The sequence below is a fragment of the Aeromonas sp. R7-2 genome, from assembly GCF_040908105.1.
Lineage (GTDB): Bacteria > Pseudomonadota > Gammaproteobacteria > Enterobacterales > Aeromonadaceae > Aeromonas > Aeromonas caviae.
In genome coordinates, this window is record NZ_JBFODC010000021.1 from 15,790 (window position 1) to 38,398 (window position 22,609).

The following is a 22,609-nucleotide window of genomic DNA, read 5'->3' on the forward strand; positions in this document are numbered from 1 at the left end:
ACCCTATGAGCCAGAACGTATTCCAGTTTATCGATGTCCAGCGGGTCGACCCGCCCAAGAAGCCGCTCAAGATCCGCAAGATCCAGTTCGTGGAGATCTACGAGCCCTTCAACCAGGCCCAGGTCGGCATGCAGGCGGATCGCTGCCTCGACTGCGGCAACCCCTATTGCGAGTGGAAGTGCCCGGTACACAACTACATCCCCAACTGGCTGAAGCTGGCCAACGAGGGACGCATTCTGGAGGCGGTGGAGCTCTCCCACCAGACCAACAGCCTGCCGGAGGTATGTGGCCGCGTTTGCCCGCAAGACAGACTGTGTGAGGGTGCCTGCACCCTCAACGACAGATTCGGCGCCGTGACCATCGGCAACATCGAAAAATACATCACCGACAAGGCGTTCGAGATGGGCTGGCGCCCGGATCTCTCCAAGGTGGTCAAGACCGACAAGCGGGTCGCCGTCATTGGCGCGGGCCCAGCGGGCCTTGCCTGTGCCGACGTGCTGGCACGCAATGGCGTCACCCCTGTGGTGTTCGACAAGTACCCGGAGATAGGTGGTCTGCTCACCTTCGGTATCCCCTCCTTCAAGCTGGAGAAAGAGGTGATGCAGCGCCGCCGCGAGATCTTCGAGGGGATGGGAGTGGAGTTTCGTCTCGAGACCGAAGTGGGCCGTGACGTCACCTTCGCCGATCTGCTCGGCGAGTTCGATGCGGTCTTCCTCGGGGTCGGCACCTACAAGTACATGAAGGGCGGCTTTGCCAACGAAGAGGCGCCGGGGGTCTACGACGCCCTGCCCTACCTCATCTCCAACGCCAACCGGCTGCTGGGCTTTGAGAAGGCGCAAGCCGATTACATCGACTTCGCCGGCAAGCAGGTAGTGGTGCTGGGGGGCGGCGACACCGCCATGGACTGCGTGCGCACCGCCATCCGCCAGGGGGCCGATCGGGTGATCTGTGCCTACCGCCGGGATGCCGAGAACATGCCAGGCTCCAAGCGGGAGGTGAAAAACGCCCAGGAGGAAGGGGTGGAATTCATGTTCAACCTCCAGCCCATCGGCGTGGAGCTGGACGCCCACGGCCGCACCTGCGGCATCAAGGTGGTGAGCACCGAGCTCGGCGCCCCCGATGCCAATGGCCGCCGCAATCCTGTGGTCATTGAAGGCTCCGAGCAGGTGCTGCCCGCCGATGCGGTGGTGATGGCGTTCGGCTTCCAGCCCAACCCCCAGCCCTGGATGGCAGAGCACGGCGTCGAGCTCGACGGCCGGGATCGCATCAAGGCGCCCGAGAAGGCCGAGTACGCCTTCCAGACCAGCAACCCCAAGGTGTTCGCCGGTGGTGACGCGGTGCGCGGCTCGGATCTGGTGGTGACCGCCATTTATGAGGGTCGCAAGGCGGCCGAAGGGATCATGGACTACCTGGCCGTGTGATCTGCCGCCATAACCAAGCAGCCATGCAAACAGCCCCGCTCGTGCGGGGCTGTTTTTTATCTCGCTCTCAATCCGCCAGAACCGGCTAGATGCTCCAGCTCTCCGGCAGCCGTTCGGTGAGGGTGGAGATGTATTCGAAGGTACGCGCCCGCTTGGGGGTGGTGAACATCTGGCGCGCACTGCCCGCCTCCACCACCTCCCCGGCCTCCAGGAAGATCACCTGCTGCGCAATCTGGGCCGCCAGGCGCAAGTCATGGGTGGCGATCAGCATGGTGGTCCCCTCACTGGCCAGCTGGCGCAGCACGGCCACCACCTCCTGGGCAAGCTCGGGATCCAGTGCCGAGGTGGGCTCGTCACAGAGCAGCACCTTGGGGGATGGCGCCAGCGCCCGGGCAATGGCGACCCGCTGCTGCTGACCGCCGGAGAGGGTGGCAGGCACCGCCTCGGCCTTGTGCCTGAGCCCCACCTTGTCGAGCAGTTGCAGGGCGCGCGCCACTGCCCTCTCCCTGGGCCACTTCAACACGGTCACCAACCCTTCCATCACGTTCTCCAGCACCGTCATGTGCGGGAACAGCTGAAAATTCTGGAACACCATACCGGTCTGCTGGCGCAGGGCCAGCACGCTTTGCCGTGACAGATGCCGGGTAAAGTCGAGCTCGCTGCCCCCCAGCACCAGCTGGCCTGCATCGGGTCGCTCCAGCAGGTTCACGCAGCGCAGCAAGGTACTCTTGCCGCTGCCGGAGGGACCGATCAGGGCGGTGACGCTGCCCGCGGCCATCGCCAGCCCCACCCCTTTCAACACGCGCTGCCCCGCAAACTGTTTCTCGATGCCACTCAAGCGGATCATAGGGCAACCTCCCGGGTCTCTTTGTGAGCCAGTCGCTGCTCCAGCCTGTCTTGCAGGGTGGAGAGCACCGAGCTGAACATCAGGTAGATGAGGGCCGTCTCGATATAGAGGATGAGCGGCTCATAGGTGACGGAGGCGAGGCGCTGGGCCGCCTGAAACAGCTCGGGCACGGTCACCGCCGCCGCCAGCGACGTGTCTTTGACCAGGGAAATGAAGGTGTTGGAGAGCGGTGGCACCGCGATGCGCGCCGCCTGCGGCAGGATCACCCGCCACATGACCTGGGGCCAGTTCATGCCGATGGAGTAGGCTGCCTCCCACTGCCCCTTGGGGATGGCCGCCAGGGTGGCACGAATGATCTCCGAGCTGTAGGCACCGATGTTGAGGGTGAAACCGATGACGGCGGCGGTGAAGGCGTCCAGCACGATGCCGGCGCTCGGCAGACCGTAAAAGATCAGAAACAGCTGCACCAGCAGCGGCGTGCCCCGAATAAGCCAGACATAGAAGCGGACCAGCATCACCAGCGGGGCCGGACCATATAATCTGGCCAGCGCCACCGACAAGCCGAGCACGATTCCCAGCACGAAGGTAATCAGAGTGAGTGGCACGGTAAAAATAAGCCCCGCACTGAGCAGGGGCCAAAAAGAGTCGATCATTAACTGCAACCAGGCCGGCACGTTAATATCCTCAGTTGTTATTATGTTGCCGCGATATTATTGCGAGACGTCGGTGCCGAAATATTTCTGCGATATTTTCTGATATGCCCCATCCTGCTTGGCATTGCGCAGCGCCTGATTGATGGCAGCCAGCAACTCGGGTTGCCCCTTGGCGAGCAGGGCGGCAGATTGATCCCCCTTGGCCTCGCTGGCCGCCACCTTCAATTTGGCGTCCGGCTTCTGTTTCTTGAAGTCGAGGAAAGAGAGGCTGTCGTTGATGGTGGCATCCACCCGCCCGGTCAGCACCAGTTCAAGTGACTGGTTGAATCCCTCAGTGGCCACCACCTCGGCGCCCGATGCTGTCGCCAGCTGGGCGAAGTTGCTGGTCAGGGACTGGGAGGATTTCTTGCCCTTCAGATCGGCAAAACTCTTGATGCTTTGGTTGTCGCTGTGCACCACAATCACCGCCTTGGAGGTGATGTAGGGGTCTGAAAAATCATATTTTTTCAGCCGTTCAGGGGTGATGGCCACTTCGTTGAGCACCAGGTCGTAGCGCTTGGCGTCCACCCCGGCGATGAGCCCGTCCCACTTGCCCTCGACGAACTGCGGCTTCACGCCCAGACCGCTTGCAATCAGCTCGCCGATCTCCACGTCAAAGCCCACCAGCTTGCCGCTCTTGTCGTGGTAGGTGAAGGGAGGATAGGTCCCTTCGGTGCCGATCTTGATCACTCCGGCCCGCTGGATCTCGGCCAGGCTTGACTGTGCCTGTACCGATGTCATGAGTGCCAGCGGAAGTGCCGCCATTAAAAACAGGGAGTGCCGTTTTTTCATTATTCACCTCGTTATATTTATGAACATCCAGAGCGTTTGCCAACCACCACAAAATAAAACCAGCCAGTTATCATGTTTAATTTAAATTAATTATCGGCAGAGATAACCTTCATAGTGCTTGCTGGCGGTATGGATGAAACATAACGTGGCTCATGGCATGACCCAACCATGAAATACGAGGATATTTAGCGAAATAATGGATAACGAATAAATAATGGCCGGACTGGCCGAGGAATTGCCCCGCTGGCGGCACTCAGCCAGCGGAAACCATATCAGGCGGGTTGCAGCTCCCGCGGGATGGCAGTTGCCCAATCACGACATAACGTATCAATCGGGCCAAAATTCAGTCTGATGACAAATGGGATTGCCACGCACCACGTGGAAGGTAATGGCGGGATGGCGCGCGCCTTGACGTCACCGTCGGTGATCACCCCTTCGGTCACCACCTCCCGCCCTGCTCCAGCAGGCGGACGATGTCGACATTCCAAGGCCCGGTCGCCGGGTAGCGCCGATGGATCTCGACGAAGTTGACCCGCCCCTCGCTCCGCCCCCCACTTACCCACCGGTACCAGCGAGGTCGCAAACGCCGGATCCTGCCCCGCCTGTGCCATCCGGATAAAGACGATACCCTGGATGACCATGTGACCACGCTGGTGCACTGCTGCTGGCGGGAAAGCCAATCGTCACGCGGTCTGGCGGTGGCCCCCCGCGCCGTCGGGCTGCTGGATACCAAGGGCAAGCAGCAGATCGCCTAGGGGGCCACCCGGGTAAAGTCGATGGCGGGGCAGCTGGGCGCCACGCCCTTGGTCAGCGTCAGGGGCTGGGCACGATAGCTGAGCCGGTAGCGGCCCGGTTGGGACAGATCGTAGGCCTGCGCCAGGTCCGCATCGGCCTGGCTCTGCTCCCCCGCCCCCAGGTGCAGGAAGTCGCCGTCCCCGGGGGTACCTCGCTTGGCAAGCGGCCCTCGATAGTCCAGCGGCTGCCCATCGCGGGTCAGGTCGATGGCATCGGCAAACCACCCCTCGAAGGGGGTGAACCAGGTCAATACCTCGAGGGGCGTCTCCCCCCGGTTGGTCAGGGTCATCACCAGGGGCAGGGGTTCGTTCACCCCGCTCTCTGCGCTGACCGACAGCTCGCACTGCAAGGGCGCCAGTGCCAAGGTGGTGAGCAAGAGTGTCATCATGGTGCCTCCGTCAAAAAAGGGGCCATTCGGCCCCTGTTTGCAACTCAATTTTCGCTCGGGGTATTCTCGGCGAAATATTCATGGTTGTCGGCATTGTTCAGGGCCTTCTGGGGATCCGTGCTCGCCAGATTGCGCGCATTGGCCTGACCGTATCCCAGATCGTCGGTGCCCGCCACCACGTTGAAGTGGCTCAGCTCGTGGACAATGGTGCCGGCGCGGGAATCGGTCCCGGTGACCGGCGCTGTCCAGAAGCTCTTGCACAGATAGACCTTGTAGGGCTGGTCCGGATAGACATAGGCAAAGTAGCTCTGCTTGCAACCGCAGTCGAAGGTGAGCGGCTTGTTGTCGATGGCATCCTTGATCTTGCTGAAGTTGGTCTCGGCCTGGTTCCAGCGGGTGGCGTCATAGGCGCCAAACCAGCTGCGGTAGCGCTGTCCATTCGGCTTGTCCACCGCGAGGTAGCTGCTGGAGTTGTTGGCGATGCCACTCGCAGCATCGAGCGCCGCCAGGATGTCGCTCTTCTGGGTGTTGGTGCAACGGCCGCTGAAGCTGACCGAGGCGCTCACCGCCTGGGGCTCGGCCACCGCCGCCTTGGCCAGCACCCGATCGTCGCTCACCCCGTCCACCCAGAGGGTCACGGCATTGGACTCGCTCGCCTGGGCCTGTTTGGCCTTGGCCGCTTTCCCCTCCTGCGCCAAGGTCGGCAGCAGGTAACGGATGCTGTACTGGCCCTGGGCACTCATGTCGTAGAGACCGGAGACCTCCGCCTGCACTGTCAGGCTCTGGCCTGCCTTGAGCAGTTGGTAGTCCTTGTCACTCGGTGCGGCCCGCTTGATCAGGGCCCCTTCATAATCCACCGGCTGGCCGTCACGCTCCACCTGGAACAGGGGAGCATCCTCGCTGCCTGGCAGTTGCCATTTGAGCAGACGAACCGGCTTCTCCCCGGTGTTGGTCAGGGTCAGGTTGACGCGCACATCGTCTGTGCTGCCCTCCACCAGGGTGAGCCGGGCATCGAGTCCGGCGGCGCAGAGCGGGGACGCCAGCACGCCGGCCAGCAACAGGGCAATTGGAGTCGCTTTCATCATGTTTCCTCATTCATTGAGTGTCGCCTTGTCAGGCGGTCTGCTTCCTTTAAGGCCCTCTTTGGGGCCCATCCACCCTAGAGCAGAAGCACCACCCCACCATCCCTCCATATGGGGGACGCCCCCCATCAGAGGGGGAGTCCCTTGGCTACGACAAAGATTGCCCGCCCGGCCCGAGCGTGCAGGCAACCCCGTGGGGTGCATTTGCCATAAAAAAACCCGGCGCAGGGCCGGGTGACGGGATGAGAAGGCGGGATCAGGAGGACAGCAGCGCCAGGGCCGGCTGCGCGTTGCCCGGCATCAGCCGATAGGCCTTGTGGTGCTTGACCAGGGTGGTTTTCTTGTTGCCCTGGCTCAGCAGCAGGCCCCGGGCAAATGCCGCCTCGGCCAGTACCTGCTCGTCCCCGCGCACATAGAGGGTGAGGGGCTTGACCAGCTCACCCCCCTCGATATGGCCCTGATACTCGCTGGCCGAGATGATCAGGCTGGATTGCCCCTGGCTCAGCAGCCGCTGCCGGGTGTTCAGTTCGCTGTCGGTGAACACCAGCCAGCCCGCCCCCTCCAGCGCCAAAAGCAGATCGGCCAGGCGCGCCCCCAGCTGTACCGGCTCATGCATGGCACGCTCATACTGGCGCTGCACCCGCTCAAGCAGCCCCTTGAGATCGGCCCCCGCCCCCAGCGTCCGCCCCAGTTGCACCCAGGTCTTGAGATCCTCCATCACCAGCCGGGAGAAGCGTTTCTCCTTGAGAGAATCCGCCATCCAGGTACAGAGAAAGTGGCTCTCCTGGGCGGGGGTGCGCTTGCTCATTTTCTGGGCGGCGGTGCGCTCCAGCTCCGCCAGGCTCTGGCGGGCCATCTCGAGCAGGGCCTGATTGTAAGCAGGAAGGGTCATCTCGGATCCTCTGAAACGGGGCGGCCAAGGGGCCGCGTCATCGACAGCACAAAGGCGCCAGTGGCGCCTTTGGAAAGTAAACGCCCCTCCCCGACCGGGAGGGTGCGACGTTGCCTTATTTCGGCTGACGGGGCTTCTTGGCCGCCGCCAGACGCTTGAGGCGCTGACCTTGCAGTTTCGCCTCGGCCATGGCCTGGGCGGCGGCATTGTCTTCACGCTGCGGGCGTTTGCCGAAGCGGCGGCGCTCCTGCAACTGCTTGATGAGGTCGTCACGGCTGCTCACCTCGTAACCCGGCACCATGATGCGGCGGATCTTCTGGCCGATGAGGGCTTCGATCTCCAGCAGGGTGCGCTCCTCCTCGCGACTGACGAAGGAGATGGCCATGCCGCTCTTGCCAGCGCGACCGGTTCGGCCGATACGGTGCACGTAATCTTCCGCGAGGAACGGCAGATCATAGTTGACCACGTATTCCAGGCTCGGAATGTCCAGGCCGCGGGCGGCCACCTCGGTGGCCACCAGCACCCGCAGCTTGCCTTCGGTGAATTCACGCAAGGCGCGGCGACGGCTCCCCTGGGCCTTGTCACCGTGCACCACGGCAGACTTGATGCCGTCGAGGTTGAGCTCCTCCACCAGTTCATCGCAGCTCTCGCGGGTGCTGGCAAACACCAGCACCTGCTGCCAGTTCTGCTTGCCGATAAGCTCGGAGAGCAGCTCGCGCTTGCGCTTCTGTTCCACCGGATAAACGGTGTGGCTCACGGTGTCGGCAGTGGAGTTCTGCTTGTCGACGGCCACCACCTGGGGTTTGTCCAGCATGAGGTTGGCCAGCTTTTTCACCGCCTCGGAGAAGGTGGCGGAGAAGAGCAGGTTCTGGCGGGTCTTGTTGACCGCCTGCAGGATCTGCTGCACATCGGCGCTAAAGCCCATGTCGAGGATGCGATCCGCCTCGTCCAGCACCAGGGTCTCGACCCCGGAGAGGCTCAGGTTGCAGGCGGTGAGGTGCTCGAGCAGACGGCCAGGGGTGGCCACTATGATGTGTGCGCCCGCTTTGAGCTTCTTGGCCTGCACATCCTGTTTGCCGCCACCCACGATGGTGAGGGTAGTGATATCAAGATACTTGGCGAAATCGTTGATATTGCTCGCCACCTGGGCCGCCAGCTCGCGGGTCGGGGTCAGGATCAGCACGCGGGCATTGGAAGGCTGCACCGGCGCCGGGTTGTCTACCAGGCGTTGCAGGATGGGCAACGCAAAGGCGGCTGTCTTGCCGGTACCGGTCTGGGCACTGGCCAGCACATCGCGGCCACGGCGAATGGCCGGGATGGCCTGGCTCTGCACAGGGGTCATCTCCTGATAACCGCAATCTGAGATGGCGCGCAAAATCTCGGGGGCAAAATCGAACGATTCAAATCTCATGTTGGGTTCCTGTGTTCCAGCGGAGCTGTAGTTGGCGTGGGTGGCCTGGGCCGGCGTGTGGCCTGGCATCGGCGAGGCGTGGAGCCAAGGACGGCTGGGTCTGACATCAGATCAGAAGATGAGCCGGAAAATGGCGGGCGCGAAGTGTAACAGATAGGCGACAGGAATGCCGCCTCAAATGGCCTGTATTTTTCCGGGAGCTGCGCCCGCCAGACGCGGCAGCAGGCGCAGCCCGGGCAGTGAGATCAGCGCACCCGCTTGCTCGGACGCTTGAGCAGCCGCATGCCGATGGCCGCCACCGCGATGACGAACAACCCGAAAGAGGTGACAAGCAGGCACTTGGTCAGCAGCTCCTGATGATGGGCAAAGACCGGGGTCGCCATCACCATCTTGCCCACCATGCTCAATACCAGGGACCAGAGGAAGGCGCTGGCAAAACTCGCCACGGCCACCCGCAGCAGGTGCAGGCGGGAGACTCCCATCAACATGGGGGTCAACACTCTCACGAAGGGGATGAAACGGGACACGAACATGGCCCAGAAACCGTAACGATCCAGCAGTCGGGAGGCCCTGGGCAGGCTCCCTTCCGGGATCATTCGCTCCACATGGCCCATGAAACGGGTGCCATGCAGTGCCTGCCCCTGCCAGTAGGCGAGCACGCTCCCTATCCCGGCCGCGAGCGGCAGATAGAGCAAGGTCACCTCGGGCCCCAGCACCCCCATGCCCACCAGACCGCCCGCCAGCAGCACCAGGCTGTCACCGGGCAGGGGCAGAAAGACGAAGCTCGATTCAAGGAAGAGGATCACCACCAGACAGGTGACGAGCAGACCGATTGCCTGCATTTGTATAAGCTGATCAAAATCCTGATGCCATATGGCAAGCAGCATGTCCTGCATCTGGTGTGACTCCCATCAACGTAATGCGCATTCGTCATGATGACCCGAAGGCCCCGTCTGGTAATCCATCCCTGCTACCACCCCAATGTTCGTATGGGAGGCCTCTTATACACCCGGGGAACTGAACAATAAATTAATGTCTGTGATTTCTGTCCAGCGGTTCGCCCTTCTCGCGGCCCCCTGCCCCCGCCAAAGCAAGGGCAGCTTGGCCCATCAGGCCAATGCGCACGCCGCAAAACAGGACGGGTCGGCCCTTGCCAGGCTGCCAAGCCAGATGAAACCCGTTACAGTGTGAACATGCCCCGATGGACGGGGTACTCATGGAGCCAGGTATGGCAAGACAGCTCTCTTCTCACACACTTTCCTTGCTGGCGGTTATTGCCGGCGTCTCTGCCGGTCTTGTGACAAAGGCCCGTGCCAGCGACGAGAGCCTGGTTCAACAGCGCGCCAACGCCGTCGTCTCCCTGATGAGCTACGCCGTGGTGCCGGATATCACCGCCAGCAACCTGAATATCGGCAGCGGCACCAACGACACCTCCGCCCTCACCATCACCCAGCTCGGGGGTGGCGCCACCCTGAGCGAGGATGTTCCCCTCTATCTGGAGGGCACCCTGGGCTACAGCCGCTACGATCCCCAGTTCGTGTTCACCGATGGCAATGAGACCCGCACCATTCCCACCAAATGGAACAGCCTGAGCGCCACCGGCGGCATCGGCTGGGATGTCGGCGTCCACCGGGATCGCTTTGGTGGCAATCTGGTGCTGCGGCCCATCGCCAATGTCACCCTGGGCACGGTGGCCAGCGACCTTCGCATCGGGGCCGCCCTGCTCAAGCACAGGAGCGACAAGAATCTGGACTTCCTCGACGGCGGCACCCTCAATGTCTATGGCCTCGGCGGCTCATTGATGCTGGACTATGAACTCTTCTCCGCCGCCCAGGACATCGATGCCGAGCTGCGCTACTCCTACCAGCATCTGCAAAGCTTCACCGGCACCGCCGAGAGCGTCAGCGGTCAGGCCGATGCGGAAAACCTCGGGCTTTACCTGCGCCGCCGCGCCCCCCTGTGGCACTGGACCCTGCTGGACAGGCCCCTTCGCTACGTGCTGGAGGGCGCCAGAACCGAGTACCTGGGAGAGCAACGAGGGCTGCTCGGTTTCAACAGCCTCAACTCCCTGGGACTTGGCCTCGAACTCGACAGCAGCAAGTACGACATCTTCATCACCCGCACCCGGCTGGTGGCCCGCTATATGTTCAGCAACAGTACCAGCGGCTACTCCATCGGACTGGCGATGAGTTTCTAGTCTCCATTCAATCTCTCTCCCGCCATTGGCCTTCTCTGCCTGTACGCCATGGCGGATGCCCCTCTGGAGCCAAAATTGCGTGATGTACCGCCCAGTTGATAAAGATTGTTCTTCGTTCCTGCACACCACTCACTACAGTCATGCTTTGTCGCCCACTCAACTCCATCTGGCACCAGTGGGCCCCATGTTCATTGCCAGCCAACAGGACTGGCTAGTAGCGCCGGATATGGCTTCGACAGCCGAGGAGGAATGAGATGGATGTGACCAGTCTGCTGGCACTCTTGCTGACCAAACTCTGGTTTGTGCTCCCCTTGCTGTTGCTGGTCGCTATAGTCAAAAGCCCCTGGTTCAAAGGGATGGTCGGGGAGTGGTTTCTCAATCTCTGCCTCGGGCTCTTTCTCGACAAACGGGAATATCGCCTGCTCAAGGATGTGACCCTGCCGATTTCTCAGGGCACTACCCAGATAGATCATGTGATTGTTTCGCGGTTTGGCCTGTTCGTGATCGAAACAAAAAACATGAAAGGATGGATATTTGGCAATCCGGCCCATAAAAGCTGGACTCAGCAGATATATCGCCGCAAGCATCGTTTTCAAAACCCGCTGCATCAAAATCATCTGCACGTCATGACCCTGAAGGCCCTGTTGGGCCTAGCGGATCAGCAACTGCACTCAGTGATTTACTTTATTGGCGACTGTACTTTCAAGACGCCAATGCCGGACAACGTCATGAACCGTGGATTGATCCGATATATCAAGGGGAAGACCACACAGGTATTGACCCCTGCCGACATCATCCAGGTGGTCAAGACCATCCAGCAAACACGATTGACTCCCAACTGGCAGACCCACAGACAACATGTTGCACAACTAAAGGCGCGCCACCTGGCGCCCTCACAAAAATCGCCCTCTGCTACCCTTCTGGCTGACAACACGACTGCCTCCTCTCGCATCCTGCCTGCTCCCACGGAGCAGAGTCCTGCATGCCCCCGATGTGGCAACCCTATGGTATTGCGTACCGCCAGCCGAGGGGAGCATAAAGGCACCCAGTTTTGGGGATGCAGCGGATATCCAAAATGCAGGGGGATGACATCATTCAAAATTACACGCTAGAAAAATAACCGCGGTACAGACCTGGCAACCATGGGGCCATAATCACAAACCCAGATAACCTCTATTCAAAGGAATTGATGAATGAGCATAAAAAAAATATCGGTAACAATGGTGATCGCCAGCATGAGTATATTGCTGACATCCTGCGCATCTGACCCGCAGCCAACATGGAGAAAAGAGGGCGTGTCACACGATGACTCTCTCACTGCATTGTCTCAATGCAAATATGAGATCCGTCTGAACAATATCTCTGATGAGGAAAAAAACGAAGTCATCACCGATTGTATGCAGGCCAAGGGGTATCGCTGGAGAGCCTATTAATGACTTCAGCCGGTTGTCATTAATCATGGCAACCGGCTGTTATATTTCTTACTAACCAAACGCCTTATCACTTAATTGTCGCCATCTTCCGTACGCAGGCCTGCTCCCTGTCATCCACCCGCTTGGCAAACCAGGCGGTGGTGAGGTTGCGGGTGATCTTGGGGCTCTTTAGCTGGATGCCGGGCAGCATGGCGCGGGGCTGCCGTGTCCCGGCCTGTTTGTCGGCCAGGGCGAAGACCCTGTGGTAGAGATCGCTTTTGGCAAAGTCGCTGCTGTCCCCGAGCTTCAGGCTCTGGTGAATGGCCTGCTTGCTCATGTTGACGCGGCTGGCGATGCTGTGGACCGCGAGTTCGGTCTTGCCGGGCAGATCCGAGTCGTAGCGGATGAGATCCCCGTCCAAGGCCAGGGGCTTGCCACTCACCCGGCTTACCGCCGCCTGGAAGGCCGCATTGCGGCTCGCGTACCAGCCCGCATTGAAGTCGGCGAAGCGATAGAGGGTATCCGGGTAGTCGGCGGGATAGCCGAAGATGTGTTTGGTGCCAAACCAGATGCCGCCCCGACGAGTGAACACCTCGTGGCGAATGGACTCCTTCACGGGATAGGGGTAGCCACGGGCGTTGGCTTCGGCAAAGGCGACGCTCACCTGCATGGGGCCGCCGGTGCGCACCGGGTTGAGGTTGTCAAAGAGCTGCTTGCCCATGGGGACGCTGCCTATCATGTCTTCGAAGATCTCGCTCATCTCCCGCTCGGTGCGAAGCTTGTCGATGCGCTCGGCATAGCTCTTGCCAGTGGGGGATTGGATGGAGAGGGCCGTGCGCACCATGAACTCGGGGATGAGCAGCTTGCCGGCCCGGGCATTGATCTCCTTCCAGGCAATCTTGTTGAGGTTGGGCACCACGGGGTCCGCCTGATAGGTCGCCTCCTGCTCCGCCACCGCTAGCACGCTGCAGACGTTGTGATCGCTCACCGTCAGCCCCTGAGTGGTGAGCGCCGTCACCACGTCATTGGCCCAGCCCGGCTTGTCCACCACGTTGCGCGGCAGGAAGCGCACGATACGGCTCTTCATGTCGGCCGGTTTTTGCGGCTGCATCGCCTTGGGAATGGGGCGCCCCGCCGGCGTCGCCGGGCTGGTCGGGGCGGGAGGCTCGCTGGCACAACCCGACAGCAGGGCAAGGGAAAGCAGTGACAGCCAGCGCCAATGGGCATCAAACAAGGAGTGAGAGGGGATCATGAAGGCTTCCTGAAGAGAGGGACCTGCCCCTCATCGCGAATGAGAGGGCTCGAATGCATGGAGGCGGACATTGTAGGGAACAAGTCTGACAAGATGAAGGCGGATGAACCTGCTGGCCCGCTGGCTGCGGCATCCCCTGGCGTCATCACGCCAGCTCCACCCGGTTGCGTCCCAGGTGCTTGGCCTGATAGAGGGCGAGATCGGTGCGCTGGAGCAGGGCATCCACCCCCTCCCCGCTCTGGCTGATACCCAGGGCAAGGCTCACGGTGAATCTTACCCCGTCACCTGAGACCAGTTCTTCGGTCGCGCACCTTATCTGCTCCGCCAGCGCACGGGCCTTGTCACCCGTCATGCCGGGCAGCCAGATGGCAAACTCCTCTCCCCCAAGGCGTGCCACCACCCCATCCAATGGGCAGAGCTGGCGCAGCAGGGTGCTGAATTCACGCAGTACATTGTCGCCAATCGCGTGGCCATAGCGATCGTTGATCAGCTTGAAGTGATCGAGATCCAGCAGCAGGAGCGGCGTCCCCTCCTCTCCGTGCGCCTCCAGCACGGCGCGAAACGCGCGGCGATTGGAGAGCCCGGTCAGCTCGTCTGACATGGCGAGAGAGGAGAGCCGCATCTGGGTGCCATACATCTGCTGCACCATCAGCAGCACACCCCAGGCCGAGGCCAGCATGCCGATCGTGCGCAGGCTGTCTTCCACCGTGGAGAGCCACCAGGGCTGGAAATAGGCCTCATCCATCAGATCGATGACGCCGGAAACGAGCCAGAGGGTCAGCCCGCCGGTGAGGGAGAGATAGGTTCTCAAGGTGATCTGGGCACACTGCACCACCCAGAACATGAACAGCAGGGTCAGCACGTTGAGCGCTTCGGCCAGAGCCCCGACGGTATAGAGGTTGTGCTCTGCCAGGGGATCAAAGCTGACCCCGGCCAGGATCCCCGTCAGCAGCAGCAGACAGGGCAGGCTCACCAGCGCGAGACGACGGCAGGGAGGAAGCGAGAAGAACCGGGCGGGGTGAACGGATAACCTGAGGGGAGTCTTCATCATGTTTTGGGCTCCAAGCGCGCATGTCTTCTATCCCGAATGGCAGCCGTTGGCTGCCATCGCCAGCGAACCCCGACGGCATTCCTGGTGGCAAATCACTGATATTGTGGGCCGATTTTTCCATAAAAAACAATCCCCTCACCATATGGGTCAGGGGATTGTTGCAACGGGGACGGCGCGATCTGCCGTGACATCGGGGTGGGCGGCCCTTCCCTGCTCGCCCTCACGGCAAACGGGCAGTGCCGCCTCAGGCGCTCTGGCGCAGGGCCTGATGCTGGGCGGCGCCGTTGATCACCGCCTGCAGGGAGGCGTTGACCACGTCGCGACCGACGGCGACGCCACACATCCGGGTGCCCTCGACGCTCAGCAGCACATAGGCGGCGGCGCGGGATTCGGTGCCGGCGGTGAGCGCATGCTCGGAGTAATCCAGCACATCGATGTGCATGCCGGTCTGACGCTGCCAGCCGTTGACCAGGGCGGTGATGGCGCCCTCCCCTTCACCGCACAGTTGCAGGGTGCCGTGGGGGGTCTGCAACTCCAGGCGCAGGCTCTCCTGACTGTCATGACCGAGCTGGAAGCGCCCGATGCGATAGCCGTGGGCAGGCTCGAGATAGTGCTGCTCGAACAGGGTACGGATCTGCTCCGGGCTGATTTCGCTGCTGCTCGCCTCAGCCTCGGCCTGCACCCGGCGGCTGAAGTCGATTTGCAGCCAGCGCGGCAGTTGCAGACCGAGGTCACGCTCCAGCAGATAGGTCACCCCTCCCTTGCCGGACTGGCTGTTGATGCGGATCACCGCCTCGTAGCTGCGACCGAGATCGGCAGGATCGATGGGCAGGTAAGCCACGTCCCAGTAGTGATCCGGTTTTTCTGCCGCGAGAGACTTGCGGATGGCATCCTGGTGGCTGCCGGAAAACGCCGTGTAGACCAGCTCGCCGGCATAGGGGTGGCGCGGGTGCAGGGCAATCTGGGTGCAGGCCCCCACGGTGGCGACGATGGCATCCATGTCGGACAGGTCCAGCTCGGGGTCAATCCCCTGGCTGTAGAGGTTCATGGCCATGGTGACGATGTCCATGTTGCCGGTACGCTCCCCGTTGCCGAGCAGGGTGCCCTCGATGCGATCCGCCCCCGCCAGCACCGCCAGCTCGGCGGCGGCCACCCCGCAGCCTCTGTCGTTGTGGGTGTGGATGGAGATGCTCACCTCGGATCGCGCCTTCAAATTGCGGCAGAACCACTCCACCTGATCCGCAAACACGTTGGGGGTGCTCACCTCCACCGTGGCGGGGAGGTTCAGGATCATCGGGCGGGCAGCGGCGCGCCACTCGTCGATGACGGCGTCACACACCTCGACGGCGAACTCCACCTCGGTGCTGCTGAAGCTCTCCGGAGAATACTGGAAACTCCACTCGGTGCCCGGATTGCGGGCCGCATACTCCCGCACCCAGCGCGCCCCCTGCACGGCGATGGCCTTGACCCCGTCCTTGCCTGAGTTGAACACATAGTTGCGCTGGGTCGGGTTGACCGAGTTGTAGACGTGAACGATGGCCCGCTTCGCCCCCTTGAGCGCCTCGAAGGTGCGGGCGATCAGATCTTCGCGTGCCTGCACCAGCACCTGGATGGTGACGTCATCGGGGATGAGGTTGCGCTCGATGAGTTCGCGCACAAAATCGAAGTCGGGCTGGGAGGCCGCCGGGAAGCCCACCTCGATGTGCTTGAAACCGATGTGGGTCATCAGCGCCCACATTTGCAGCTTCTGGGCCACCGTCATGGGCTCGACCAGCGCCTGGTTGCCATCGCGCAGGTCCACGGCGCACCAGAGCGGTGCCCGCTCCAGTACCCGGTTGGGCCACTGGCGATCCGCCAGGTTGATCACGGGGGCACGGCGGTATTTGCGATGATCGAAGCTCATATTCAGATTCCCTTGACGGATGGGCGAGGCGCCGGACGACCGGGCCGACAGGCGGGTGGGGCAAGGAGGGGAAGCGGGTTGGTGCGGTAACACCGTCCCTGACGAGTCGCGCGGCGGTAACCCCGCGACCGGTTTTCCTGCGGCCCCCGTCGGTCACCGGGGCCGGCCACGGCAGCCGGATCGGGCTGCGGGCGCTGATCCTCTCGCACGCCACCTTTTGGTGTGTCGGCGCAGACGACCTTGTTTGTATGAGCACCCAGTATAGGGAGGTTGTGGGGGCGAGAGATTGCGAAGATTGCACCCCATCATGCCAATTCAGCAATATTGATGCAGTGAAAGTTCATTCATGGGGTGAGTATCACCACCCATGATGCATTATCCGCCATCTCACCCATCTTCCTTGAAGGCGTTTCCCCGGAAGTGGCAGGGCGCAGGCAATAAAAAACCCCGCCATTGCTGGCGGGGTTTGCGTGCATCGAGCGGGCAGCGTGCTGCCGGAGCTCTTAGCGGTTGTTCACCTTCTCGTGCAGCTCCTGCACCGAATTCACATTGGCGGTGGCATCGACACTGATGGCCATGCAGGTGGCGAAGGCCGCGTGCAGCGTGGTGGTGTAGGCCACCTTGTGCTGCAGGGCGCCACGGCGCAGCTGCTTGGAGTCCTCGATGGCCTGACGACCCTCGGCGGTGTTGACGATGTAGGTGTACTCGCCATTCTTGATGCGATCCAGAATGTGCGGACGCCCCTCGTGCACCTTGTTGACCAGACGCGGGTTGATGCTCGCCTCGCCCAAGGTCACGGCGGTGCCGTGGGTGGCGTCGAGGTCATAGCCCAGTTCCAGCAGCTTGGCGGCCAGGTTCACCACCCGCTCCTTGTCGCCGTGACGCACGGACAAGAGGGCGCGACCTTCGCTCGGTACCTGGTGACCGGCACCCAGCTGCGCCTTGGCATAGGCCTCGGCGAAGCTGCTGCCCACTCCCATGACTTCACCGGTGGAGCGCATTTCCGGCCCCAGCAGCGGGTCCACACCCGGGAACTTGGCGAACGGCAGTACCACTTCCTTCACCGAGTAGTAGGGCGGGATGATCTCGGTGGTGAAGCCCTGTTCTTTCAGGCTCTGACCGGCCATGACGCGGGCGGCGATCTTCGCCAGCGGGGCACCGGTGGCCTTGGAGACAAACGGCACGGTACGGGCGGCACGGGGGTTCACCTCGATGAGGTAAATCTCGTTGTCTTTCACCGCGAACTGCACGTTCATCAGACCGACCACGCCGAGTTCCAGCGCCAGCTTGCGTACCTGCTCGCGCATCTCGTCCTGGATGGCCTTGGACAGGGTGTAGGGCGGCAGGGAGCAGGCGGAGTCACCGGAGTGGATACCGGCCTGTTCGATGTGCTCCATGATGCCGCCGATGACCACGTCAACACCGTCGCAGATGGCGTCCACGTCCACCTCGGTGGCGTCGTCCAGGAAGCGGTCCAGCAGCACCGGAGACTCGTTGGAGACGCTCACTGCCTCGGCGAAGTAGCGGCGCAGGTCCTGCTCGTCATAGACGATTTCCATGGCGCGGCCACCCAGCACGTAGGAGGGACGAACCACCAGCGGGTAGGTGATGCGCGTGGCCAGTTGCACGGCCTGCTCCAGGGCGGTGACGGTGCCGTTTTCCGGCTGCTTGAGCCCCAGGCGCTCGACGGCGGACTGGAAGCGCTCGCGATCTTCCGCGCGGTCGATGGCATCCGGGCTGGTCCCGATGACCGGCACGCCGTTGGCTTCCAATGCCCGCGCCAGTTTCAGCGGAGTCTGGCCGCCGTACTGGACGATGACGCCCTTGGGCTGCTCGACCCGCACGATTTCCAGCACGTCTTCCAGGGTGACTGGCTCGAAGTAGAGACGGTCGGAAGTGTCGTAGTCGGTGGAGACGGTTTCCGGGTTGCAGTTGACCATGATGGTCTCGTAACCGTCTTCGCGCAGGGCCAGCGCCGCGTGTACGCAGCAGTAGTCGAACTCGATGCCCTGACCGATACGGTTCGGGCCGCCACCGATGACCATGATCTTGTCGCGGTTGGTGGGGTTGGCCTCGCACTCCTCGTCATAGCTGGAGTACATGTAGGCGGTGTTGGTGGCGAACTCGGCCGCGCAGGTATCGACCCGCTTGTAGACCGGGAAGATGTTGTGGCGGGCACGCAATTTACGCACTTCACCTTCGGCCACGCCGAGGATCTTGGCCAGACGGGCGTCGGCAAAGCCTTTGCGCTTGAGGGCGCGCAGGAAGTCGGCGTCAAGACCGGCCATGCCGCGCTCTTTCACCTGCTCTTCGAGCTTGACCAGCTCTTCAATCTGCACCAGGAACCAGGGGTCAATCTTGGTCAGCTTGAACACGCCGTCCATGGAGAGGCCGGCGCGGAAGGCGTCGGCGATGTAGAAGATGCGCTCGGCACCGGCATCCTGCAGCTCGTGACGGATGCGGGTCAGGGAGTCGGGGGCGTTCAGGTCAACCATGGGGTCGAAGCCGGTCTTGCCGGTCTCGAGACCACGCAGGGCCTTGTGCAGGGACTCCTGGAAGTTGCGGCCGATGGCCATCACTTCACCCACGGACTTCATCTGGGTGGTCAGACGGTCGTTGGCGCCGGCAAACTTCTCGAAGTTGAAGCGCGGTACCTTGGTGACCACGTAGTCGATGGCCGGCTCGAAGGAGGCCGGAGTGCGACCACCGGTGATGTCGTTCATCAGCTCGTCCAGGGTGTAACCGATGGCGAGCTTGGCGGCGATCTTGGCGATGGGGAAGCCGGTCGCCTTGGAGGCCAGCGCAGAGGAGCGCGACACCCGCGGGTTCATCTCGATGATGACCATGCGGCCGTCTTTGGGGTTGATGCCGAACTGGACGTTGGAACCGCCGGTCTCGACGCCGATCTCGCGCAGCACCGCCATGGAGGCGTTGCGCATGATCTGGTACTCCTTGTCGGTCAGCGTCTGGGCTGGCGCGACCGTGATGGAGTCACCGGTGTGGATGCCCATGGGGTCGAAGTTCTCGATGGCGCAGACGATGATGCAGTTGTCGTTGCGATCCCGCACCACTTCCATCTCGTACTCTTTCCAGCCGATGAGCGACTCGTCGATGAGCAGCTCCTTGGTCGGGGAGAGATCCAGACCGCGCTCGCAGATCTCCACGAACTCTTCGGTGTTGTAGGCGATGCCGCCGCCCGAGCCACCCATGGTAAAGGAAGGACGGATGATGCAGGGGAAGCCGACCATCTGCTGCACGCCCCAGGCCTCTTCCATGTTGTGGGCGATGCCGGCGCGCGGGCACTCCAGGCCAATGCTGCGCATCGCCTTGTCAAAGCGGGAGCGATCCTCGGCCTTGTCGATGGCGTCGGCGGTGGCGCCGATCATCTCGACACCGAACTCCTTGAGCACGCCATGCTGCTCCAGCGCCAGGGCGCAGTTCAGCGCAGTCTGACCACCCATGGTGGGCAGGATGGCGTCCGGGCGCTCTTTCTTGATGATCTCGCGCACCACTTCCCAGGTGATGGGCTCGATGTAGGTGGCGTCGGCCATCTCCGGGTCGGTCATGATGGTGGCCGGGTTGGAGTTCACCAGGATGACGCGGTAGCCCTCTTCTTTCAGGGCCTTGCACGCCTGGGCGCCGGAGTAGTCGAATTCGCAGGCCTGGCCGATGACGATGGGGCCGGCGCCGAGGATCAGGATGCTCTGTAGGTCGTTACGTTTTGGCATGGCTCTCTTTATCCTCTTAGGCGCGATACTGCTTAATCAATTCAATAAAGTGGTCGAACAGACCGGCACAATCGTGCGGGCCCGGGCTCGCTTCGGGGTGACCCTGGAAGCTGAAGGCCGGACGGTCGGTGCGATGGATGCCCTGGAGCGACCCATCGAACAGGGAGACGTGGGTGGCACGCAGGCACTCGGGCAGGGTCTGCTCGTCCACCGCAAAGCCGTGGTTCTGGGCGGTGATCATCACGGTGTTGTCGTCCAGACTCTTCACCGGGTGATTGGCACCGTGGTGGCCGAACTTCATCTTGATGGTCTTGGCGCCGGAGGCCAGGCCCAGCAACTGGTGGCCCAGGCAGATACCGAACACAGGGGTGCTGGTATCAAGGAAAGCCTTGATAGCTTCGATGGCGTAGTCGCACGGCTCGGGGTCGCCGGGGCCGTTGGAGAGGAAGATGCCATCCGGGTTCATCGCCAGTACCTCGGCGGCCGGGGTCTTGGCCGGCACCACGGTCAGGCGGCAGCCACGGTCCACCAGCATGCGCAGGATGTTGCGCTTCACGCCGAAGTCGTAGGCCACCACGTGGTATTTCAGCTCATCGGCCGCCGGGGTGACGTGACCCTTGCCGAGCTGCCAGCTGCCTTCAGTCCAGCTGTAGGATTCGCTCACGGTCACTTCCTTGGCCAGGTCCATCCCCTTCAAACCGGGGAAGGCGCGGGCCTGTTCGAGGGCATGGGCTTCATCGAGCTGCTTGCCGGCCAGGATGCAACCGGCCTGGGCGCCTTTTTCACGCAGGATGCGGGTCAGCTTGCGGGTGTCGATGTCGGCGATGCCAACGATGTTGTGGGACTTGAGGTAATCGGAGAGGGATTGCTGATTGCGGAAGTTGGAGGCCAGTATCGGAAGGTCCCGGATGATGAGGCCCTGAGCATGGACCTGACTGGACTCTTCATCTTCGCTGTTGGTGCCGGTGTTGCCTATATGGGGGTAAGTGAGGGTAACGATCTGACGGGAATAGGAGGGATCTGTGAGGATTTCCTGATAACCCGTCATCGACGTGTTGAAAACCACTTCACCAACGGAACATCCCTCGGCGCCTATCGACACGCCTTTGAACACAGTTCCATCTTCCAGCACTAGCAATGCAGTGTGATTCAAGACAACCTCCAGTTATTTAGCTTTAAATTCAGCAATTTACCTGGGTGTTGCGGGCTCGGTTCCGGTCTTTGACAGGACTCGAACCCGGCAGATTTCTGGCAAATTGGGCGCATTCTACTTAAAAACGATCTCATTTCAACGTCTTTTCTCGTTTGAAATGCATCTAAATTCAATAAACAAGCAACATTACCCATTATCTATGCACTCACTCGCTTTGCAACCCCCTCTTCAAAAAGAAAAGCCAAACACAGACCACAAAGCGGCGCCCGATGCCACGCAACGTACAAAAAACCAAATTTACCACTTAATAAACAGCAAGATAGAAAATTAAAAAATAAACAACACAACAGCAAAAACACCATTTGAAGCCAGAAAAGTGAACGCCAAGAATGGAAAACGTTTTTCTTGGATTGCATTTTTAGTCTATTTCACATCAAGGCGAAATGCCCCCCGCAGGGGAATATTGAGACCCAAACCCGTTACCCCTTGATGACATTTTTGTCGTAAGAGGGTGGCAGGCTTGTAAGAATGGCAGGATTTAGCGAGGTTCACTCAAAAAGTGATGATTAAGGCTCATTTCTACAAAAAAGTGACAAAAAACCCCGGCGGACCGGGGTTTGGCAACCAGTACGGGAGTCTGCACTCCCCCTGAAGACGGTTTATTTCAGACCGAGCACATCCTGCATGTCATAGAGACCGGCCCCTTGCTGGCCGAGCCACTTGCCCGCCCGCACTGCACCGTTGGCGAAGGTCAGACGGCTGGAAGCCTTGTGGCTGATCTCGACCCGCTCGCCGATGTCGGCGAACATGACGGTGTGCTCCCCCACCAGATCTCCGGCGCGGATGGTGGCAAAGCCGATGGTGTTGCGATCCCGTTCACCGGTGATCCCCTCACGGCCATAGACGGCGCACTCTTTGAGATCCCGGCCCAGGGTTTTCGCCACCACTTCCCCCATGGAGAGCGCAGTGCCGGACGGAGCATCCACCTTGTGTCTGTGGTGCCCCTCGATGATCTCGATGTCGGTGTACTCCCCCATCACCCTGGCCGCCTGCTCCAGCAGCTTGAACACCAGGTTGACCCCGACCGAGTAGTTGGAGGCGAAGACGATGCCGATCTGCTTGCCCGCCTCGTGCAGGGCCGCCTTGCCCGCCTCGTCAAAGCCGGTGGTGCCGATCACCATCTGCTTGCCATGCGCCAGTGCAAAGGCGAGGTTCGCCAGGGTCACCTCGGGGCGGGTGAAGTCGATGATGAGATCGAACTCGTCCTTCACCTTCTCCAGACTGTCGCTGATGATGACGCCAAGGCGCCCCAGGCCGTTGAGTTCACCCGCATCCAGACCTATCACGGCAGAGCCCGGTCGTTCCAGCGCCGCTCCCACCACCACGCCCTCGGCGTTGGCGATAGCCTCCAGCAGCACCTTGCCCATACGACCATTACAGCCCATCACGGCCACACGGATCGGATTGTCCATCTCCACCCTCTCATCTCTTTATTATGGAAAGAGACCGTTTTACCAGCCCGCGTCCCCTTTGAAAAGCCCGATCTGGCCCGCCAAACCACCCCGACATTTAAACGATAAATTCATTAAAAAC

At 61.4% G+C, this 22,609-nt stretch carries 18 protein-coding genes and 1 pseudogene; 4 read left to right on the forward strand and 15 right to left on the reverse strand.

What is annotated here, in order from left to right; all coding sequences use genetic code 11:
- The first annotated feature begins 5 nt into the window (after positions 1 to 5).
- Positions 6 to 1,421, forward strand: coding sequence for an FAD-dependent oxidoreductase (locus tag AB5Y47_RS07180; protein ID WP_041214964.1), 1,416 nt, complete (start codon positions 6 to 8; stop codon positions 1,419 to 1,421).
- Positions 1,422 to 1,506: 85 nt separating this feature from the next.
- On the opposite strand, the gene AB5Y47_RS07185 is transcribed toward AB5Y47_RS07180, so the two are convergent.
- The 9 genes and pseudogenes from AB5Y47_RS07185 to AB5Y47_RS07225 form a co-directional block, all read right to left on the reverse strand.
- Positions 1,507 to 2,268: an amino acid ABC transporter ATP-binding protein gene (locus AB5Y47_RS07185; RefSeq protein ID WP_010675170.1), complete on the reverse strand. Its 762-nt coding sequence runs from the start codon at positions 2,266 to 2,268 to the stop codon at positions 1,507 to 1,509.
- A complete protein-coding gene (locus AB5Y47_RS07190) occupies positions 2,265 to 2,921 on the reverse strand; it encodes an amino acid ABC transporter permease (RefSeq protein WP_174217478.1) in 657 nt (218 codons plus the stop codon). Before AB5Y47_RS07190 ends, AB5Y47_RS07185 begins: the two co-directional genes overlap by 4 nt.
- 57 nt (positions 2,922 to 2,978) lie before the next feature.
- A complete protein-coding gene (locus AB5Y47_RS07195; RefSeq protein WP_368220063.1) occupies positions 2,979 to 3,752 on the reverse strand; it encodes an amino acid ABC transporter substrate-binding protein in 774 nt (257 codons plus the stop codon).
- A 330-nt stretch (positions 3,753 to 4,082) separates the two neighbouring features.
- Positions 4,083 to 4,308, reverse strand: a pseudogene (locus AB5Y47_RS07200) (nuclear transport factor 2 family protein); the annotation flags it as partial.
- Positions 4,309 to 4,503: 195 nt separating this feature from the next.
- Entirely contained in the window at positions 4,504 to 4,935 is a 432-nt protein-coding gene (locus AB5Y47_RS07205; RefSeq protein ID WP_041213092.1) for a hypothetical protein, read from the reverse strand.
- A 44-nt stretch (positions 4,936 to 4,979) separates the two neighbouring features.
- Positions 4,980 to 6,020, reverse strand: a complete 1,041-nt coding sequence (locus tag AB5Y47_RS07210; RefSeq protein WP_368220064.1) for a M35 family metallo-endopeptidase — start codon at positions 6,018 to 6,020, stop codon at positions 4,980 to 4,982.
- A gap of 253 nt (positions 6,021 to 6,273) precedes the next feature.
- Positions 6,274 to 6,909 (reverse strand): DUF2913 family protein, encoded by a 636-nt coding sequence (locus tag AB5Y47_RS07215; RefSeq protein ID WP_010675178.1) that lies wholly within the window; start codon positions 6,907 to 6,909, stop codon positions 6,274 to 6,276.
- Positions 6,910 to 7,024: 115 nt separating this feature from the next.
- Positions 7,025 to 8,320: a DEAD/DEAH box helicase gene (locus tag AB5Y47_RS07220; RefSeq protein ID WP_010675179.1), complete on the reverse strand. Its 1,296-nt coding sequence runs from the start codon at positions 8,318 to 8,320 to the stop codon at positions 7,025 to 7,027.
- A 245-nt stretch (positions 8,321 to 8,565) separates the two neighbouring features.
- Positions 8,566 to 9,216: a DedA family protein gene (locus AB5Y47_RS07225; protein ID WP_010675180.1), complete on the reverse strand. Its 651-nt coding sequence runs from the start codon at positions 9,214 to 9,216 to the stop codon at positions 8,566 to 8,568.
- A 332-nt stretch (positions 9,217 to 9,548) separates the two neighbouring features.
- On the opposite strand from AB5Y47_RS07225, the gene AB5Y47_RS07230 reads away from it, so the two are divergent.
- The 3 genes from AB5Y47_RS07230 (at position 9,549) to AB5Y47_RS07240 (ending at position 11,950) form a co-directional block, all read left to right on the forward strand.
- Entirely contained in the window at positions 9,549 to 10,517 is a 969-nt protein-coding gene (locus AB5Y47_RS07230) for a hypothetical protein (RefSeq protein ID WP_368220065.1), read from the forward strand.
- 254 nt (positions 10,518 to 10,771) lie between these two features.
- Positions 10,772 to 11,629, forward strand: a complete 858-nt coding sequence (locus AB5Y47_RS07235; RefSeq protein WP_368220066.1) for an NERD domain-containing protein — start codon at positions 10,772 to 10,774, stop codon at positions 11,627 to 11,629.
- A gap of 81 nt (positions 11,630 to 11,710) precedes the next feature.
- A complete protein-coding gene (locus tag AB5Y47_RS07240) occupies positions 11,711 to 11,950 on the forward strand; it encodes a hypothetical protein (RefSeq protein WP_368220067.1) in 240 nt (79 codons plus the stop codon).
- A 67-nt stretch (positions 11,951 to 12,017) separates the two neighbouring features.
- Here the strand turns inward: AB5Y47_RS07240 and AB5Y47_RS07245 are convergent, their stop codons facing one another.
- From AB5Y47_RS07245 to dapB, 6 genes are all read right to left on the reverse strand, one after another.
- On the reverse strand, positions 12,018 to 13,181 hold the full coding sequence (locus AB5Y47_RS07245; protein WP_368220068.1) for a DUF1615 domain-containing protein: 1,164 nt from the start codon (positions 13,179 to 13,181) through the stop codon (positions 12,018 to 12,020).
- A 145-nt stretch (positions 13,182 to 13,326) separates the two neighbouring features.
- A complete protein-coding gene (locus tag AB5Y47_RS07250; RefSeq protein ID WP_010675186.1) occupies positions 13,327 to 14,232 on the reverse strand; it encodes a GGDEF domain-containing protein in 906 nt (301 codons plus the stop codon).
- A 244-nt stretch (positions 14,233 to 14,476) separates the two neighbouring features.
- Positions 14,477 to 16,135, reverse strand: a complete 1,659-nt coding sequence (leuA, locus tag AB5Y47_RS07255; protein ID WP_180911019.1) for a 2-isopropylmalate synthase — start codon at positions 16,133 to 16,135, stop codon at positions 14,477 to 14,479.
- A 503-nt stretch (positions 16,136 to 16,638) separates the two neighbouring features.
- Positions 16,639 to 19,863, reverse strand: coding sequence for a carbamoyl-phosphate synthase large subunit (carB, locus tag AB5Y47_RS07260; protein WP_010675188.1), 3,225 nt, complete (start codon positions 19,861 to 19,863; stop codon positions 16,639 to 16,641).
- 16 nt (positions 19,864 to 19,879) lie between these two features.
- Positions 19,880 to 21,016, reverse strand: coding sequence for a glutamine-hydrolyzing carbamoyl-phosphate synthase small subunit (carA, locus tag AB5Y47_RS07265; protein ID WP_010675189.1), 1,137 nt, complete (start codon positions 21,014 to 21,016; stop codon positions 19,880 to 19,882).
- Positions 21,017 to 21,675: 659 nt separating this feature from the next.
- Positions 21,676 to 22,488, reverse strand: coding sequence for a 4-hydroxy-tetrahydrodipicolinate reductase (gene dapB, locus AB5Y47_RS07270; protein ID WP_010675190.1), 813 nt, complete (start codon positions 22,486 to 22,488; stop codon positions 21,676 to 21,678).
- Positions 22,489 to 22,609 lie beyond the last annotated feature (121 nt).